Annotated in this window: 18 protein-coding genes; 11 read left to right on the plus strand and 7 right to left on the minus strand. The window is 35.7% G+C overall.

Annotated features, from left to right (window positions below; translation table 11 throughout):
- The coding region (locus BMY50_RS25610; protein ID WP_093331809.1) for a glycosyltransferase family 2 protein at positions 1–741 on the minus strand (741 nt) is incomplete at its 3' end.
- A 117-nt stretch (positions 742–858) separates the two neighbouring features.
- Between BMY50_RS25610 and BMY50_RS25615 the strand changes: the two genes are divergently transcribed.
- Positions 859–1674, plus strand: a complete 816-nt coding sequence (locus BMY50_RS25615) for a family 6 glucosyltransferase (protein WP_093331812.1) — start codon at positions 859–861, stop codon at positions 1672–1674.
- 11 nt (positions 1675–1685) lie between these two features.
- Here BMY50_RS25615 and BMY50_RS25620 read toward each other — a convergent pair whose 3' ends face one another.
- Entirely contained in the window at positions 1686–2537 is an 852-nt protein-coding gene (locus tag BMY50_RS25620; RefSeq protein WP_093331817.1) for an alpha-1,2-fucosyltransferase, read from the minus strand.
- Positions 2538–2712: 175 nt separating this feature from the next.
- Here BMY50_RS25620 and BMY50_RS25625 point away from each other — a divergent pair, with 175 nt between their 5' ends.
- A complete protein-coding gene (locus BMY50_RS25625) occupies positions 2713–3717 on the plus strand; it encodes a glycosyltransferase (RefSeq protein WP_093331821.1) in 1005 nt (334 codons plus the stop codon).
- Here the strand turns inward: BMY50_RS25625 and BMY50_RS25630 are convergent.
- From BMY50_RS25630 to BMY50_RS25640, 3 genes are all read right to left on the minus strand, one after another.
- Positions 3710–5854, minus strand: coding sequence for a glycosyltransferase (locus BMY50_RS25630; RefSeq protein ID WP_093331826.1), 2145 nt, complete (start codon positions 5852–5854; stop codon positions 3710–3712). The genes BMY50_RS25625 and BMY50_RS25630 overlap by 8 nt on opposite strands.
- A 12-nt stretch (positions 5855–5866) precedes the next feature.
- Positions 5867–6802: a glycosyltransferase family 2 protein gene (locus BMY50_RS25635; protein ID WP_093331831.1), complete on the minus strand. Its 936-nt coding sequence runs from the start codon at positions 6800–6802 to the stop codon at positions 5867–5869.
- Positions 6803–6959: 157 nt separating this feature from the next.
- Complete coding sequence (locus BMY50_RS25640; RefSeq protein WP_093331835.1) at positions 6960–7784, minus strand: glycosyltransferase family 2 protein; 825 nt, start codon at positions 7782–7784, stop codon at positions 6960–6962.
- A 406-nt stretch (positions 7785–8190) separates the two neighbouring features.
- On the opposite strand from BMY50_RS25640, the gene BMY50_RS25650 reads away from it, so the two are divergent.
- On the plus strand, positions 8191–9000 hold the full coding sequence (locus BMY50_RS25650) for a glycosyltransferase family 2 protein (protein ID WP_093331842.1): 810 nt from the start codon (positions 8191–8193) through the stop codon (positions 8998–9000).
- A 5-nt stretch (positions 9001–9005) separates the two neighbouring features.
- Here BMY50_RS25650 and BMY50_RS25655 read toward each other — a convergent pair whose 3' ends face one another.
- Together BMY50_RS25655 and BMY50_RS25660 are read right to left on the minus strand one after the other, a co-directional pair.
- Positions 9006–9410, minus strand: a complete 405-nt coding sequence (locus BMY50_RS25655) for an RNA-binding S4 domain-containing protein (RefSeq protein WP_093331847.1) — start codon at positions 9408–9410, stop codon at positions 9006–9008.
- 13 nt (positions 9411–9423) lie between these two features.
- Positions 9424–10407: a glycosyltransferase gene (locus BMY50_RS25660; RefSeq protein ID WP_093331852.1), complete on the minus strand. Its 984-nt coding sequence runs from the start codon at positions 10405–10407 to the stop codon at positions 9424–9426.
- Between the two features lie 109 nt (positions 10408–10516).
- Here BMY50_RS25660 and BMY50_RS25665 point away from each other — a divergent pair, with 109 nt between their 5' ends.
- The 8 genes from BMY50_RS25665 to BMY50_RS25700 all read left to right on the plus strand — a co-directional run bounded on the left by BMY50_RS25665 (position 10517) and on the right by BMY50_RS25700 (position 18474).
- Positions 10517–11335 carry a 2,3,4,5-tetrahydropyridine-2,6-dicarboxylate N-succinyltransferase gene (locus BMY50_RS25665; RefSeq protein WP_093331855.1) on the plus strand — a complete coding sequence of 273 codons (819 nt, stop codon included), beginning with the start codon at positions 10517–10519 and terminating at the stop codon, positions 11333–11335.
- A 175-nt stretch (positions 11336–11510) separates the two neighbouring features.
- Positions 11511–12341, plus strand: coding sequence for a glycosyltransferase family 2 protein (locus BMY50_RS25670; RefSeq protein ID WP_093331860.1), 831 nt, complete (start codon positions 11511–11513; stop codon positions 12339–12341).
- Positions 12328–13158 (plus strand): glycosyltransferase family 2 protein, encoded by an 831-nt coding sequence (locus tag BMY50_RS25675; protein ID WP_093331865.1) that lies wholly within the window; start codon positions 12328–12330, stop codon positions 13156–13158. The genes BMY50_RS25670 and BMY50_RS25675 overlap by 14 nt, the downstream gene beginning before the upstream one ends.
- Positions 13115–13702: an L-threonylcarbamoyladenylate synthase gene (locus BMY50_RS25680; protein ID WP_238383892.1), complete on the plus strand. Its 588-nt coding sequence runs from the start codon at positions 13115–13117 to the stop codon at positions 13700–13702. Before BMY50_RS25675 ends, BMY50_RS25680 begins: the two co-directional genes overlap by 44 nt.
- A 156-nt stretch (positions 13703–13858) precedes the next feature.
- Positions 13859–15268 (plus strand): CCA tRNA nucleotidyltransferase, encoded by a 1410-nt coding sequence (locus BMY50_RS25685; protein ID WP_093332223.1) that lies wholly within the window; start codon positions 13859–13861, stop codon positions 15266–15268.
- A gap of 79 nt (positions 15269–15347) precedes the next feature.
- On the plus strand, positions 15348–15968 hold the full coding sequence (locus BMY50_RS25690; RefSeq protein ID WP_093331869.1) for an IS1096 element passenger TnpR family protein: 621 nt from the start codon (positions 15348–15350) through the stop codon (positions 15966–15968).
- A 136-nt stretch (positions 15969–16104) separates the two neighbouring features.
- Positions 16105–16989: a tRNA (adenosine(37)-N6)-dimethylallyltransferase MiaA gene (gene miaA, locus BMY50_RS25695; RefSeq protein WP_394332937.1), complete on the plus strand. Its 885-nt coding sequence runs from the start codon at positions 16105–16107 to the stop codon at positions 16987–16989.
- Positions 16990–17466: 477 nt separating this feature from the next.
- On the plus strand, positions 17467–18474 hold the full coding sequence (locus BMY50_RS25700) for an outer membrane beta-barrel protein (RefSeq protein WP_093331879.1): 1008 nt from the start codon (positions 17467–17469) through the stop codon (positions 18472–18474).
- Positions 18475–18577 lie beyond the last annotated feature (103 nt).

Here is an 18577-nt window from a genome sequence, read left to right on the forward strand (position 1 = left end):
GAAAAAGCGACTATACTTGTTTCCAACAACATCCAACGTATCTAACTGATTCCTCTTTATTTCGATCAAAAATGAATCCCCTACTTTACTTTGTCTAGTGGAAATATTATTGTCGTGTCTTCTATAATAAACGAAAGCTTGGTTAAAGACGTAAATAGCATGCTTCTCTGCAATTCTTACAAAAAGATCATAATCCTCAACAGGAGCCATCTCCCGATAGCCTCCTACTTGTAATGCTATGTCTTTCCTAAAAATAGCGCTAGAATTCACAAAGATATTTGTGAAGAAAAGTTCTGCTTTGAAATTAGCTTTTTTCAACTTTCTTTTATTTACAGCCTTATCAATTATTTTTCCATCACTATCTATAACAACTGCATTGCTACCACATAAGGCAACAGCGGGATTTCTTTCCATAAAATCATACTGAATGCTCAAACGTCCTGGCATTGCAATATCATCGCTGTCTAATATGGCAACGTATCTTCCTAAGGATGCGTTTAATGCAGCGGTTCGGGCACAAAACAACCCCTTATTCGTATCATTGTGAATATACTTTATCCTTGGATCATTAATAGAATTGACTATATCTTGAGTATTATCCGTTGACCCATCATTGTAAATTAACAATTCAAAATCTGTAAAAGTCTGATTCAAGACACTATTTATGGATTCATAAATATATGTACCCGCGTTGTAAGTCACCATTAAAACTGTTATAGAAGGAGGAGCCGTAAGATTCATAATATTATAAACTATGTTTTACATTAGAAAGCTACAAAATTTAAAAAAATGTAGCAAGTATGAGAAAATAACGTTAATATTCGAGAATCCATTAAATTAGCAATAGATACCATTATAATGAAAAAAGTTGCAGTATTATATATATGTACGGGAAGATATTCGATCTTTTGGAAAGATTTTTATAAGTCTGCCAAAAGCAAACTTTTCGCAAATAGTTCTTTAGAGTTTTTTGTGTTTACTGATCAAGATATTGACGTCTCTACTAACGATGTTCATTTAATTTATCAGGAGAAAATGGGTTGGCCTTACGATACTTTAATGCGTTTCCATCTTTTCTCTAAAATTAAAGATGAGCTAAAACATTTTGACTACATTTTTTTTATGAACGCAAACTTGATTGTTGAAAAGGAAATATCCAGTTCACTACTTCCCGACAAAGAAGATTTATTTGGCGTTATTCATCCGGGCTTCTATAATAAAGACCCTGCCGAATTCACCTACGAAAGAAATTCTAAGTCGACTGCTTACATTCCTCAAGGAAAAGGTCATCATTATTTTATGGGTGGCTTCAATGGCGGAAAATCATCCGCTTTCATTCAACTTATTGAGCAGCTTTCTTCAAATATACAAATGGATTTGGATAACAATATTATCGCTATATGGCACGATGAATCGCATCTTAATAGATATTTTCTGGACCACCAAGAACGATTGAAAATTGTCGGCCCTGAATATGGGTATCCACAGGGATGGAATCTTCCTTTAGAAAGGAAAATAACCATCTTAGATAAGACAAAATTCGGTGGGCATTCGTTTTTAAGAAATGAAAAACAAGAGTTAAATTTAAGCAATAGATCAACTTCTATTTCAAAAGGAGGGATGCCAAAACAAGGATTGATCGATAAAATATTTCGTTATTTTCGTAAGAAATAGTCTGTTCGACTCTAAATTTTAATCCAGTTTTCAGGGTGCATCCTAAAGGTTTCGGTGCCGTAGGGTGACCTATACCAAACTCTGGGAACAACTATTATTTTTGAGGGGCTTCTATTTAACCAAGCCGCCCACCAGGAAAAACTGCTATTCGATATTATCGCATGTTTACAACAGCTCATTAGCTGCATATCGAGATAACTTTCGACACCGAGATTCCAATCTACAAAAGTTGATTTTTCAACACCTAAGTTTTCTCTACACCATTTTATATCATCAGAAAATATATAATAAGTTGGATCGATCAGTTTTTCTTCAATTGTTGAAATCCCTTTTAAAAAATACTCTTTGTCTGCCAATCCATTTAATAATGGATATTTCGCATAATCTCCGCGTCTAACATGTATAGCTACACTTTCAGTCCCCTGCATTTTTTGCGATATATCGATGTTCCTTAAGCTTTTAAATGGAGTAAATGCAAACTCCTTATGCAGCAGCTTTTCTATGCGTTGCAAATAATTACAATGCTGCCAATAACCTTTATAATAGCGAGAATCACCACCAAAATGTGTTGAGTTGTATTTAAACTGCTCCTCCTCCTCATAATATGGCTCTCTAATAGAAAAGAGTTTTCTCAACACACGATATTTTTTTTTATTTTTTGTATAAAGACTGAGCTGAAAAGATGAAGCGAGGTTCACATTTATCTTGAAAACAGTTGAAAGCTCAAAACCATTATGGTCAGCTAATCGGTCATACATAGTCAGGTCCGCCTTAACCAAATTAGAATTGTATTCCAACCGTTTATAAAAAGCATATTGAAACATTTGATTACCCAGTCCTCCTTCAAAACCAACAATTTTCATTTACTATATTTTCATGTTTCTAGATCTGACAAATACCTTTTTCAGCCGTCTTCTTAAAATACATGAATAAAATCACTTATTAGATTTTAATGAATATAAGTATTGTAACAAAACGGTTTACAAATTTAAAAATTTGATATACTTTTACCGCCGAACTTGACAACAAATCGACGAAATGATAAAAATTGAATTCTCAGTAATAATTTGTTCATTCAATCCTGATAAAAGATTACTTGATAGAGCACTGAGAGCAATATGTAATCTCGAGTCGTCCGGCTACAAAACAGAAATTATTTTAGTTGATAACAACAGTAATCCTCCTTTAAAAGAACAAGAATATATAATTTCTTATTTAAACCACTTTTCAGAAATAAAAATTATAGTAGAAAGTGCCCCTGGTTTGATGAATGCTCGTATTACGGGCATAGAATCTTCTCGAGGAAAGAATATAATTTTCTTTGATGACGATAATGAGCCTGAAAAAGAATATCTGATAGAACTCGAGAGATTAAAACGAAAATATCCAGAAGTTGGGTGCTGGGGACCGGGAATTGTTGACGTTGATTTTTTAGATGGTGTTGATAATGAAGTTGAAGAATATGCAAGATTTATATTTCAAGAAAGAAATGAAATTGATGTGAGGTTTTCAGATAAAAAAGCCTGGCAAACATGCTATCCGTTCGGTACAGGTTTATGCCTTGAACGACCATTATTGTTAAAATTCATTGATTTAGTTAAAAACGGAACATATACTTTAACAGGAAGAAAAATGGGCCAGCTATCAAGCGGGGAAGATTTACAAATGGTTTTATTTTTCATAAAAAATGGCATGGCCGCGGGCGTCTCACCAGGCTTAAGGGTTACGCATATGATACCTAAAAAGCGAACCGCTCATTCCTATCTTAAAAAAATCTCTTTCGGTACAACCGTCGCTGTTCCTATCAGTCAACTACAGATCTTTCCTGAATTCGGATCTGATTTAAAAAAAGACATGTACCCTATTTTTAGATTCTCTAAAAAGGCTCTATTTACGATGGCAAAAATATACTTCATAAAAGATCGAATTAAGCAATATAAGTTAATTTCTTTTATTGCATATAGATATGGAATTTATCAAGCATTTAATAAATGCATACCGAAGACTGTACGATTCGTAGTTAAAGTTCTAAAGCTTATTTAGAAATCGATTCCAGTATTTTCGAAACTGAATTCGATGAGTAACGATTTATAACTTCAAACGAGTTTTTGGAAAGTTTTCTCCATAAATTCTCGCTTTGATATAATCTGATTATCTCATTCGAAAAACTTATAATATCATCCGCTATCAATACGTGTTCATTATGCTCCAAATCCATCCCTTCCGCTCCTATTGAAGTGGTTACCACAGGTAAACCATATTCTAAACTCTGACCTATCTTCCCCTTCATACCGGCTCCGGCTCTTAACGGAGCTACGAAAACACGGCTTTTGTTAAAATATGGAGAGACGTCTTTAATGTACCCCGGAACACTTACTAAATCGGAACGTAGCGATTTAACCGAATCTGGAGGGTTGCTTCCTAATAAAGTTAGATGCAGGTTTGGTAGGGTTTGCCAAACCAATGGCATTATTTCGTTAACCAACCATATTACAGCATCTGTATTGGGTATATGATCGTAACCACCAATAAAACAGACACCTTCTCGAGTATTGTAATCTAGCAATTCGATATCTTTGCTAACTTCATGTATATTAGGAACGACAACAACCTTTTTAGCTCCTTCCGATTCTAAAATACCCTTTTCATAAGAAGTTATAGCAATTGTAATGTCTGCTCTTTTTGCCAGGCCAATTTCCTTCTCTTTAATTTTAGCAATATAATGTTCAATATCAGCACTCTGTCGGTTTTGTTGCCTCATCATCCTCTCTTCTCGTAAAAAATGTAAATCTACCGTATCATTAATCCACGTTATATGACCAAATGACTCAATCAACGATGCATAATATTGATTCATTTCCAGCCGAGAAATCCACACAAAATTTATGTTTTCTAACAAGTAGGCGTATTCATCTTCCAGTAGATCATCTTTAAACTGTTTGTAAATAACTTTTACGTTCTTATTTATTAAATTTTTATAATATTCGCCAAAATTAGCATATTCTTTATGTCCATAGAAAAACACATTGTAACCAAGATTCAAATAAATATTTATTATCTCGTCTAATCTCCTCGAGCCGGAATCTTTATCTGGAGTCGGATAGAAAGGATCTATAAACAAAATAGATTTAGCACTTTTTTGTGTAAAAGAATAACCCATTGTCATTAGATCTCTTTTATTCTTTTTAGTAGAAAAATGATAGCGAACACTCTTTATAGAATCTAAAATAACACCCAATGCAAGCGGTTGAAAAACAACCCTTTTACATAGCTCGTTTTTAATAAAAACAGACAATTCAACGGCTGAAAACTCAGACCAGTTGTTGTAACGCAACCTTGACAAAGCTTTGCAAAAGTCAGCCTTGCGTACCAATACTAAAGAAGATTGAAAGTCTGTTTCTTTTATATAAGAGAACTCGTATTTTTCAGGATCACTGAATTCGCCAAAATATTTATACTGCTTATCATCTGTAATAACTCCTCCAGCCTCTTTGAGGAGGCCAAACTCATATATAATCTTCGCTCCTACCAAACCTATATCAACCTTACTACGTATAACTTTCAATAAGTTTTTTAAATAATCTTCACAAACGAATAAGGGGTTCGTAATAAAACAAACAAACTTGCTCGTAGCTCGACTTAAGAAATTATGCAAGTCTGATATATCATCAGGATGTTCTCCAACAAACTCAACACCCGGCATATCTATCTTATTCTGTAATAGATAATCTTGAAGATTTATATAGTCAACTACTATTAAATGGCATGAAATTCCCATTGAATTTTGGTCAATTGATTGTAGACTTCTTAACGCATTCTGAATCGTGCCACAAACATAAATTACTATCGTAACCTCAGACGTATCGCTGTCAAAATGATTTAATAACTTAAATTCGCCTTTGAAAAGTGTCTCCATTCTCCACAGTTTATATATGCCTAGTAATCGCCCAATTTTTTTGCCGAAAGACAGCCTTTTATATGCTTGGAAATTGATCCTATTAAATCTAAATAATGTAACAAGTAATACAAATATCCGAACTACTAAAGCTTTTAAAAACACGAAGTTGAGCAGGCACCTAAGAAAACTTCTATCATATTTAATGAAATATATCTGAGTTAATAATAGAGAGACTCCTCGATCTAATCTATCTATTTTTCTAGTAAATTTTTTTGAAGCCATTAATATCTTAAGTTAGTTATTGAGTTCTATCTTCTTTGAACTTAACTTAGACCAGTAGGCACTGAGCAATGCTTTTAATTTTGAAACTTTTTTTGATAATGGTCTGCGGAATAAATTCTCAATATCTCTTTTTATATTATTGTCATTAACCTGACTTTTTCTGTGCCAGTACAGCTTCAAATGCCTTTTATACGAAAGAAAATACTCTCTATCTACAATAAGCCCATTGGTATATAAATAATTAGCTATCTTCATTCCCTCTAAAACATCAATACAATTTCTTTTAGAAGACGTAGTTAAATCCTTACCATGTTTTCTAAAATAATTTAAAACCCTCCCGCTAATATGTATTTTTCCTAATTGCGCTAACTGAATCCAAAAAAACCAGTCGCCGCAATAGCGATAATCCATATATTCTTTAGAAATTTTATTATATAATGCCTTTCTCCAAATGGCCATACTAGCGTTAAATATTGCCGGTTTCTCGGATAAGAAACTTCTGATGAACTCCTTGCCTGAAATCACTTCACTTAATTTATTATGATGTGATTGCCATCTGATTTCGCCTCCAAATAAAACTGAACTCTGACAATAACTAATTGCACAATTTACATCTATTTCCATTTGTCCTACCAGAGCGTCTAAAAACCCCGGCTCGCACCAATCGTCACTCTCAGCTATCCAAATATATTGACCTTGCGCAAGGTTTATTCCTCTATCCCACTGTTGAAAAGCACTGCCGCTGTTTGTTGTGTTGTAGATAATGTTACTCACTTTCTCATGAGAACGATATTGCTCAATGTAGTATTTACTATCGTCTGTGGAGCAATCATCCAGTATAATAACTTCGAAATCGGAGAAGGTTTGATTTAAAATTGAATCTAGTCGAGCTTTCAGAAACTCCCCATGGTTGTAATTTGGAACTATTACACTTACCAACACACTCATAACCTATATTTTAAGGTTTTTATTTCACGTTATATCTGTAATACCACGAACACTCCCTTGGCAATTTACAAAAATTGTCATAAATTGTATAAAAATGAACTCCAGTGGTAGGATTTATTAAACTAAATTCGAGACTTCCACAATACCAATCTAAATATTAGATCATTTCAAGCTGCGGCACCTGCGGTACAGGGTGTATCTCATGATACCCATTTTGACAGCGTTTGATATTTTCCTCTAAGGTCTTTCTCAAAGAAAACTCGTGTTTATTTTCCTGTTTACGCGAGGCAATTCGATGTGTTATGTGATATTGTATGGCCTTTAATTTGAGGCCTTTTCTCATAACACCACTATTCACTAAACGTGCTGCTAGTTCCTCATCTTCATGGCCCCAACCTTGTAAATCATTGCTATAACCATTTACTGCGACAAAATCTTTTTTCCAAAAAGCCACATTGCAGCCTCTTACACTTTTGGAACAGCTTCTCTTTTTTGTAAAAACCCAAGCCATAAATGGAATACGCAGGGCATTAAATCTGTTTTTTATTCCCTTGTTATAATAAGAGAAATGAACTCGTTTTTCTTCAAAAATGGATGGAAGTAACTCTTCTTTTATATGCGCGCGCGTCCCTCTAATAAAAGTTTTTGTTTCGACAACACTCAGATGATCTTTGATAAAATTCGAATCTAAGATAACATCTCCATCAATTTGAACAATATATTCGCTCGAAGCAACTTTTACCGCTTTGTTTAATATCAAAGACTTCCTAAAGCCTTTATCTTCATGCCAAACATGGTGCACAGGAACGGAGAATTTCGTTCTTAATTGTTTTATTAGTTCCTTCGTTAATGCTCTAGAACCATCATCGGCAACTATGATCTCATTTGGCATATATGACTGATTCATTACACTCTTTAAACAAAGATTTAGTGCCTCTGGCCAGTTATATGTAGATATTATTAACGAAACGGATGGATGCATAAATTTTTCTAATCTTAAAACACTCTGATACGAAACGGATACCAACTGTGAAATGCTACAAATTGAATCTCATAATATCAACATTTTTTGTGCCAAAAATGATTTGTTTCATTCATTGACATTTTTACTACGTAGCAAATTACGACAAATATATGTTTTCCAAGTTGTTTTCTTTCTTATCAAAGAACAAAATGAGTTTATTTATAAGCGTACACTACAAATAAAAAAGATACTGAACAAAATGATCGTTATTATCTTTAAAAAGCAGACAGAATATTTTAGCTTGAAAGCTATTGATCAAGAAATTTTCAAGAATCACTTGAAATAGATCAACAGATACCTACTTTTGTACAATTCTTAGATATTATCATTATAGAATATTTATAAGTATACCTAATTCAATAGAATGGCTGTATCAAACGCGAACACAACATTAATTATATCGACTTATAATTGGAAAGAAGCACTTGAGTTGTCTCTTCTAAGCGCCATAAATCAAACTAATCCCCCAGCTGAAATTATTATCGCAGATGACGGTTCTAGAGAGGATACAAAAACACTAATTGATACGTATAAAAGCAAGCTAAGAATACCTGTTACTCACATATGGCAAGAAGACAAGGGCTTTAGACTTGCAAGCGTTCGGAATAAAGCCATTGCTGCTAGTACAAAAGATTACATCATTCAGATTGATGGTGATATCATTATGCATCCGGAGTTTATAGCCGATCATTGTCGCTATGCCCAAAAAGGGGTATTTCTTCAAGGATCGCGAGGAATACTAACCGACCGGTACACAAAAGAACTACAAAATAAAAAATCCATTTCTATCAGTCTGCTAGATACTGGCCTCACTAGAAAAGAAAATGCTATTCGTTTTCCTCTTCTCACTAAATTGCTTCTCAAAAGGCACAAACCTAAATATCCAATTTATTTTACTAAAGGCGCTAACCTCTCATTTTGGAAGAGTGATCTTCTAAAAGTAAATGGATATAATGAGGCATTTGAAGGATGGGGGCATGAGGATAGCGAGCTTGCTTTAAGATTGATTAATATTGGCGTTAAAAAATTTCATCTTAAATTTTCGGCAATAGTATATCATCAATATCATAAAGAGGATGAATCAAAATTCAATGAGCCCCTAAATCGTAAAATATTAAATAAGGCTCTTGAAATGAAATTAATTTGGACAGACAACGGTATTACTAAAAAATAACGGTGCTATTTATCGTCATCAAAGAAATCCTCCTTCAAATCATCAATTTCTCGCCTATCCTTCTTGGTAGGCCGCCCTGTTCCTCTATCTCTCCGTAATATCGGAGCATGGAAAGCGGATTTGTACCCATAAGTATCTTCAATAGGTGTTTGATCTTCATAATAAAGAGCGGCTGTCTTAGCATCCATACGCTTTTCCAGTAAGTCCACCACCCTAATCACTTTCTTTTCAATACCTTTCTGTATATGATACACCTCACCTACCTTCACTACATAAGACGGTTTAATGTTCTGTCCACTTAATTTCACTTTGCCTGCCTTACATGCTTCGGTAGCCAAGCTTCTCGTTTTAAAAACACGAATAGCCCAAAGATATTTATCAATTCTTAATTTCTCTATCTCCTTAGTCATTACGCTCTCAATTTTAATTCGTCCAAGGTAAAAATTTTGGTGTATTAATCTCCTGCAATACAGGAATGGCTTTATTTAATGCCTGCCCCTCAATAACCTGTTTATATTTCTCTAGGTAATCTAGCGCCATCTTTTTAGATAAAAAATTATCGCAGACGTACTCGTAACAGCTCTTTCGATTAAATGTTTCAACTTCACGCACGGCATCTGCCAAAGCACTACAGCTACTTGACAAATGGCCTACTTCCGGTACTATCAGTTCAGGCAAAGCCCCATATGGTGTACCAAATATTGGACAGCCTAAATACAAGCTCTCCATCATTGCAATCCCGAAAGGTTCATGCCAACGAACAGGAAAAATCATTCCTTTTGATCTGGCAATAAGATTATTTTTTTCCTCTCCTCCTACCATTCCCCTAAATTTAACATTCGGATTAAATGTAAACCTAAACCCCATTTTAATATTCAGACGCGTTCCGCCGAGTACAAATAAGGTCTCCTTAGCCGCAACTGCTACATCAATTGCACCTCGAACATTTTTAGTGCGCCAAGCAGCTTTTCCCAAAAAATGGAAATAGCTTCTTTTATAGCTAAAGTTGGGTTTCCCATATTCTTCTGCATCAATTCCATTATATACATAAGCGGTTGCGCCATAACGTGTAGCATGGTCATTCGACACAAATACAGAGTTAATGGAGAATGGCCTAGAAGACGAGCTATTACCATGTATAGTAACAATATGGGGTTTATCTGTATAATTGTTTATAGGATAATGAAAATGGACCACATCTGCATCTACAGGAATTTGACTTTCCAGTGTTCGTTTTTCATCTCGCACAATGATCTTTCCGTAGTGACCATACGATCCTTCGCTTACTAAATAGGTAACCTCATGTCCCATCTTGCTCAACTCCTTCCCTAACCAGCATATGATCCGCTCAATCGCGCCATATTTTAAAGCGGGTATACAGACATTTCCTACGAGTACTATTTTCATTCAAAAATTAAAAAATACAAAGATAATTCTTTTCGAACTAGATTAGCACCTAGTTTTTGTCCTATTTTAACGATAAATTTGCTTTCTTTGTTAAACTTTTATATTAAAGATGACCGCAGAATTAAAAAAATTAATTGAAGAGGCCTGGGAAGAAAGGCATTTAATAGAATTCAAAGAATACCGTGAGGCTATTGAAACGACGATATTACATTTAGATGAGGGCACTTTACGTGTGGCAGAAAAAGTGGCCGGCCGTTGGCATATAAACGATTGGATAAAGAAAGCAGTAATACTTTATTTCCCCATCCGCCAGATGAATGAAATACACGTTGGCCCTTTTGTTTTTCATGATAAAATGAAACTTAAAACAAACTATAAAGAGCAAGGGGTTCGAGTGGTTCCTCATGGTTTAGCTCGCTATGGTGCATATTTAGCCAAAGGTGTTATTTTGATGCCTTCTTATGTAAATATTGGTGCTTATGTCGATGAAGGTACGATGGTTGATACTTGGGCTACTGTTGGCTCTTGTGCACAAATTGGCAAAAATGTTCATTTAAGTGGTGGTGTTGGAATCGGAGGTGTTTTAGAGCCCGTACAAGCGGCTCCGGTAATCATTGAGGATAATTGCTTCCTTGGTTCTCGTGCAATTGTAGTCGAAGGGATACGTGTCGAAGAAGAAGCTGTATTAGGAGCAAATGTTGTACTAACAGCTTCTACCAAAATTATTGACGTTACAGGTGATGCACCTAAAGAATACAAAGGTGTAGTTCCTGCCAGATCAGTAGTAATTCCTGGCTCGTATACAAAAAAGTTTCCTGCTGGAGAATATCAGGTACCTTGCGCGCTAATTATTGGCCAAAGAAAAGAATCAACGGATAAAAAGACATCTCTTAATAATGCATTGAGAGATCATAATGTTGCTGTATAGCAATGAAAATATTGGGGCGTCTAAAACACCGTCATTTCGAACGAAACATTTGAAGTAAAGAAATCCTTATCGGTAACTACTCCTTTATCAGATTTCTCCGTTATGCTTTGCTTCAGTCGAAATGACGGCTACAGACTGCTTAGACCCCTTTTAGAGGTAATTTTAACTGACAAAAATGTCTGATTTGCCTAGAAGCTGCTCGCTCATCATTTCTACCTATAATTGGCCTGAAGCACTGGAGCTTACGCTAAAAAGTATCATGCGTCAGAACAGAATACCTGACGAGGTAATCATCGCTGATGACGGTTCTACAAACCACACGGGCACTTTGATTAAGCATTATAAGAATGTTTTTCCCACTAAATTAGTTCACGTTTGGCACGAAGATCGGGGTTTCAGGTTGGCTAATATACGTAATAAAGCTTTTGCAGCGTCAACCGGAGATTATATTATCCAAATTGATGGAGACATTATCTTACATCCAAAATTTGTGGAAGATCATTTAGCATTTGCTCACCCAAATTGTTTATTGCAGGGTTCAAGGGTAATGCTTGGCAAAAACAGGTCGAAAATTTTATTAAAACAAAAAGAAACACATACATCCTTTTTTAATACCGATATAAAACGACGCGAAAATGCCATTAGATGCCTTGCCTTATCTAACTACTTATTAACACGGTATAAAAACAAGTACCCCATTTATTATGCGAGGGGTGCAAATATGTCTTTTTGGAAGGAAGATATTTTGAAGGTTAACGGATATAATGAAAGTTTTGAAGGCTGGGGACATGAAGATAGCGACCTTACCTTAAGGATGTTAAATAATGGATGTAAAAAATATGTACTGAAATTTAGTGCTATAGCTTATCATCTTTTTCATCCAGAAAATAAGTCGGCGGAAAAAGAAATGGTCAATAAAAAACTTTTAGAAGAAACTTACCGCAATAAGGTCATTTGGACTCAGAATGGTTTGAATAAGTACTTGATTAATCATGAGCACCAATAAGCTTCCTACTTCAACACTAATTATTGCCACTTATAATTGGCCAAAAGCACTTGAAAAATGTATACAAAGTGCTTTTAAACAAACAGTGTTACCCAATGAAATCATTATTGCCGATGATGGTTCTGGAGAGGAGACTAGACAGTTAATCAATACACTCACATTACCTTCCCCCATACCTATCCATCATATATGGCATACAGATAACGGCTTTAGATTAAGCGAGATAAGAAATAAAGCAATAGCCGCCGCACAATTTGATTATATTATTCAAGTTGATGGGGATATTATCATGGAGGAGCATTTTATCGAAGATCATCTAAAAATGGCCAAACCTAAGGCTTTCATTTGTGGAAGCCGTGTGAAGTTAGAAGAGCTGCCCAGTAAAAAAATACTCGCACAGAACAGTCTTTCTATCAGCAAAAAGGAAATGTCATTTGGATATGTGTTGAATAGTTTCAGATCACCGCTATTGGGGCATTTATTAGCTGATCGTTATAAACGGAACCAACCGACCGTTTTAAGGGGTTGCAACATGTCTTTTTGGAAAAAGGATTTGATAAGTATCAATGGCTATAACAACGATATTACCGGTTGGGGCAGTGAGGATGCTGAGTTAGCTGTGCGCTTAATAAATAGTGGTGTAAAAAAAAGGTTTCTCAAATTTATGGGAATAGTTTTTCATATTTACCATAAAGAAAGTGACAGAACCAATCAGCCTAAGAATAAACAAATACTCAAGGGAGCAATTGAAAATAAAACAACCTGGGTAAAAAATGGAATTAAAAAAGAACATGATCATGAAGGAAGATCTTTCTAACGCCCTTGAAGTACTTAAATCTGGTGGAATTATACTTTATCCTACTGATACTATATGGGGTATAGGATGTGACGCAACAAATCCTGAGGCCGTGGAAAAAGTTTATAAGTTAAAAGGGCGTTCAAAGGATAAGAGCCTTATCATTTTGCTTGAAAATGAAAATAGATTATCAGGTTATGTTAATGATATTCCGGAGGTTGCTTATGAGCTAATTGAATTTTCGGAAAAGCCCTTGACTATTATTTACTCAAAAGCAAAAAATCTTGCACCAAACCTTTTAGCAGACGACGGCACGATAGGCATCCGCATTGTTAAACATCGCTTTTGTGAACAACTCATCCAACGCTTCAGAAAACCTATTGTTTCCACGTCTGCCAATATAAGCGGCGAACCATCACCGAAAAATTTTCATGATATAAGTGATGAAATTAAAGCGGGAGTAGATTACATCGTACAGTTTGAACAAGAAGATCTTACACCTAAACAGGCGTCCACCATCATGAAGTTAGATCCTAGCGGTGCTTTCTCTTTTATCCGAAAATAACAAGCTTTACGCTTTTTGCTTTAAAGCTCTGTGCTTTTTAGTATTTTTCATCTAAATTTAAAAGCCCTGATGGCAGATGAGAGATCGATAAGATGCTTTTATATGCTATTTTGTATATTGCATATAAAAGGCATTTTATCTAAGTTTGCCGAACAGATGAAAGAACACCTGCAACTACCGATTTTTGAAGAATTAAGCAATCTAGCACACGAGCACAGGGTAGATATTTATGTTATAGGCGGGTACGTTCGCGATCGGTTGATGAACAGATCCTTCAAGAATGACATAGATATACTAGTTCTCGGCAGCGGAATTGACTTTGCTGAAAAAGTTGGAGATCACCTCAAAACAAAAGTATCTGTATTCCGAAATTTTGGTACTGCTATGTTACGCTATGATCATATCGATGTTGAATTTGTAGGTGCAAGAAGAGAATCTTACAGAAAGGACTCCCGTAAACCGATAGTGGAAGATGGAACATTGGCAGACGACCAGAAAAGACGGGATTTTACTATTAATGCAATGGCATTGAGCTTAAATAAAAACAATTATGGTGAGCTCCTTGATCCATTCAATGGAATAAAAGATATACAAATACGCACTATCCGCACCCCGTTGGATCCACAGGAGACCTTTTCTGATGATCCATTACGTATGATGCGTGCAATACGTTTTGCGACGCAATTGAAGTTTAAAATTGACTCCGCTACATTTAACGCGATCAAAGCGCAAAAAGAGCGTATTAAAATAATTTCCCGTGAACGCATTACCGATGAACTTAACAAGATTATATTAGCGGATAAACCCAGTATCGGATTTAATTACCTATTCGACACGGGGCTGCTTCCACTCATATTCCCTTTGATGTCACAACTATTTGGTGTGGAGATGATAAATGGTAAAGGACACAAAGATAACTTTTACCATACCTTGGAGGTGCTGGATAATATCGCGGAGCTAAGTGATGATCTATGGCTAAGGTGGGCGGCTATATTGCACGATATTGCTAAACCTGCTACGAAACGCTTTGATAAAAAAGTGGGTTGGACGTTTCATGGTCACGAGGATAAGGGGGCCAGAATGGTGCCCAAAATATTCGCCGACCTTAAACTACCCCTCAATGATAAAATGAAGTTTGTGCAAAAATTAGTACTACTTCACCTCAGACCTATCGTGTTAGCACAAGATATCGTCACCGACTCAGCAGTCCGTAGGTTATTATATGAGGCGGGCGATGATATTGACGGCCTAATGAAGCTTTGTCACGCCGATGTAACCACTAAAAATGAGTATAAACGAAAGAAGTACCGCGAAAATTTTGAGCTGGTAAAACAAAAGCTGAAGGATGTTGAAGAACGCGATCAAATGAGAAATTGGCAACCTCCTATAAGCGGGGATGACATCATGAAAGCTTTTGGAATTCCGCCTGGACGTGAAGTTGGTTTAATAAAGAAAGCCATCCGGGAGGCGATATTGGAAGGAGATATAAAAAATAATCGGGAAGAGGCATTGCACTTTATGAAACAGAAAGGCAAAGAACTCGGGCTAACGGCGCTTCATTCTTAACGGCAAATTTATTTTTACTTTTTACTTTTTACTTTTTTAGTGATATTAGCGGTCTAGAAACTAACAAGGATATTGCACCATGGCTATTTATAGGTTTAGAGTTACTTTTGAGGATTATGATGATATTATTCGGGAAATAGACGTGCTTTCTAGTCACACGTTTTTAGATCTTCATCAGGCAATCCATCAATCAACAGAATATAATCCAGAAGTTTCTTCTTCTTTTTACATAAGTAATGAACAATGGATGAAGGGTGAAGAGATTGCATACCTACCGAATGCACGGAAAAAGGAAAGAGGTATAACACTTATGGAAAACGCCAAACTCAATAAGTTCATCGATGATCCGCATCAGAAATTTTACTATACCTATAATTTCGATCGGCCATTTGACTTCCATGTGCAGCTCATTAAAATATTGCAGGAGGAAAGTGGTAAAAAGTACCCCTTAACCAGTAAATCTGTAGGTTTGGCACCTAAACCTTTTGGTGCTGCCATTATCCCGACCGAAAATACCGATAAGAAAGGGGAAAAGGAAGATTTTGATTTTCTCAATGAAACTGAATATGGTATTGACGACGCAGAAGATCTTGATCTTGACTTAATGGATGATGAAGAAACACAAGATGGAAACGAGGAAGAAAAGGACAACTTTTCGGAAGGGTTTTCTGATAATGAGAACTTTGAAGACGATTATTAATTAGTTAATAGTTTAGTAGTATAGTTGTGAAGTAGTTTAGTTATTCAACTATTTTTGTTATTCACAGACTTGCCTACTCTACTATTTAACAACTTAACTTTTTAACTACTCAGCCAATATCAAAACCCTCATCACCATAGTAGGCCCTACCGCCATTGGAAAAACTGCCCTTGCCATTAGCGTTGCACAAGAGCTAAAGACTTCCATTATTTCGGCTGATTCCAGACAGTTTTATCGTGAAATGAATATTGGTACCGCGAAACCTTCTCAAGACGAGCTTGCAGCTGCTCCTCATTTTTTCGTAAATAACCTCAGCATACAAGAAAATTTTAGTGCAGGCGACTTTGAAAAACAGGCACTAGATCAAATAAATGCGCTATTTAATGAGCATGATGTGGTTGTAATGGTTGGTGGTAGTGGTTTATTCATAAATGCCGTTTGCCAGGGTTTAGATGATCTCCCAAAACCGCTGCCCGGAATCAGAGATCAGCTGAATAACCTACATCAAGAAAAGGGCTTATTATACCTACAAAATGAATTAAAAATAAAAGATCCAGATTATTATGCAGAAGTTGATATAAATAATCCTCAACGGGTTATCCGTGCACTGGAGGTATACGAAAGTACAGGCAAACCCTTCTCTTACTTCAGGAAAGATAAACCGTCAAACAGGCCTTTTCACATGCTTAAAATAGGTTTGAATACGGATAGAGAACATCTATATAACAGAATCAATCAACGTGTTGATAAAATGATGGAAGCCGGCTTACTAAAAGAAGTGCAAAGTCTTCTTCCTTACCGTCATTATGCTCCTTTACTTACGGTAGGATATGTAGAACTTTTTGATTACCTGGATGGAAAAGTATCTTTTGAAGAAGCTATTGAAAAAATAAAACAACATACCAGACAATTTGCCAAACGTCAGATAACTTGGTTCAGAAAAGATCTCAATACGGTCTGGTTCGAGCCTACGCAACATGCCGATATTATTCAATTTATTAAAGAGAAAATAGCGAATTAGTACCTCTTTGTTGTGAATGCCGTTTGCATCGTCTAATCAAAAGCAGCACAGCGATATATTACTTAAGTGAAGTGTTAATCAATAGCTAGCATGGTTATTAACTGATAAACGAGTACGATGAGAACTTTTATACATTTTTAAACATTTATCCGTTTAAGCCATTTTTTTATTAATTTTTTCTTGTTGCATTGAAATAAAAATTTTACATTTGGCTACATTGAAAATGTAACTAGCTAACCTATTATAAACCTAAAATTTTTTAAGGGAATGTGCCAAAGCATTCCCTTAAAGATATTTTACAACAATAAATGTCTTTTTAACATCTATCATTCGAAACACAACAACCCCGAATCTTTTATTGAAAAAACTTGGAAATCAGACAAACCTTTTATATTTTCGTTTGTATTTACTATGCAAGCATAGTATTGTTTAACATTACGCTAACAATATAAACTGTCCAATTTAATTTTTTCGCTCATGAAAAAGATCACGATCATTGCTAGTATACTAGCTATTACCTGTTTCTATTCAGCAAATGCACAAGACGACTATAATAAAGGTTTCTATTTAAAGGCTGGTGGTAGTTATTTTCTTAAAGTTACACCAGTAGAGTTTCCCGCAATCGGAGGACAGCCCGCCAGAGATCGCGTATTTAATATTATTCCTGGAAATCCTCCCACACAACAAACCGTGTCTGAGAGCACCATAACCGGCTCTTTTGGTGAAGGGTGGAAAGCGGGTATAACGCCGGGCTATCGCTTCAATAGAATCATCGGTGTTGAGGTTGGGCTTAACTATTACAAAAGTCGTTCGCAAGATATGATGAGACAGAGAGGAAGCATAGGTGGCAATGAAGTCTTAAACCTACATAATACTGGACATGTGAGGGCATTCGATATTTCACCTGCTCTTGTTGCCCATATTCCGTCGGACGGTCCGATAAAACCATACGCTAAGGTAGGTATTATCATACCTATCGGTGGATATCTTGAAATAGCCACGGATGTCAATGACCGAACTGGAAGTATTGCGGAGAGTATGCACATGGTTCCTGCTAACCTTCCTCCCGGATCAACAATGGTTTTATCAAATGTAAAAAGGGTTGATCGTATCAAAGCAAATCCTACGGTTGGTTTTCAAAGTGCTGTTGGATTTGACTGGATGTTAAATGACCGCATAAGTATTTATGCTGAATTGGAATATCGCAATATATCAGTTGGAGGTAAAAAGAAAGAGTTACATGAACTTAGTGGAGAATATACAATTGTTAACAATGGCCAGCCTATTGCAAATGGTTCTCTCAGCACAGATGCAGCTAGTGAAAGTAGTAAGTTGGTTAACTACCACAAAACGATTGGCGAAGGGAACAACGTAGCTGGCTGGGAAGGCTTCGACCCCAACAAACCAGCGGATGAATTAAGATCATACATCAATATAGGTGGTTTGGGAGTTAACTTAGGAATAAAAATTCCTTTTGGGAACTAACTAGTTGTTAGTTGCTCGTTGTTAGTTGTTGGTCTATTGATAACGCAAAATGTAATCAATAGACCACTTTATGATGTAAATGCAATAACGACTTAACTCAATC

Source organism: Olivibacter domesticus, assembly GCF_900109575.1.
GTDB lineage: Bacteria > Bacteroidota > Bacteroidia > Sphingobacteriales > Sphingobacteriaceae > Olivibacter > Olivibacter domesticus.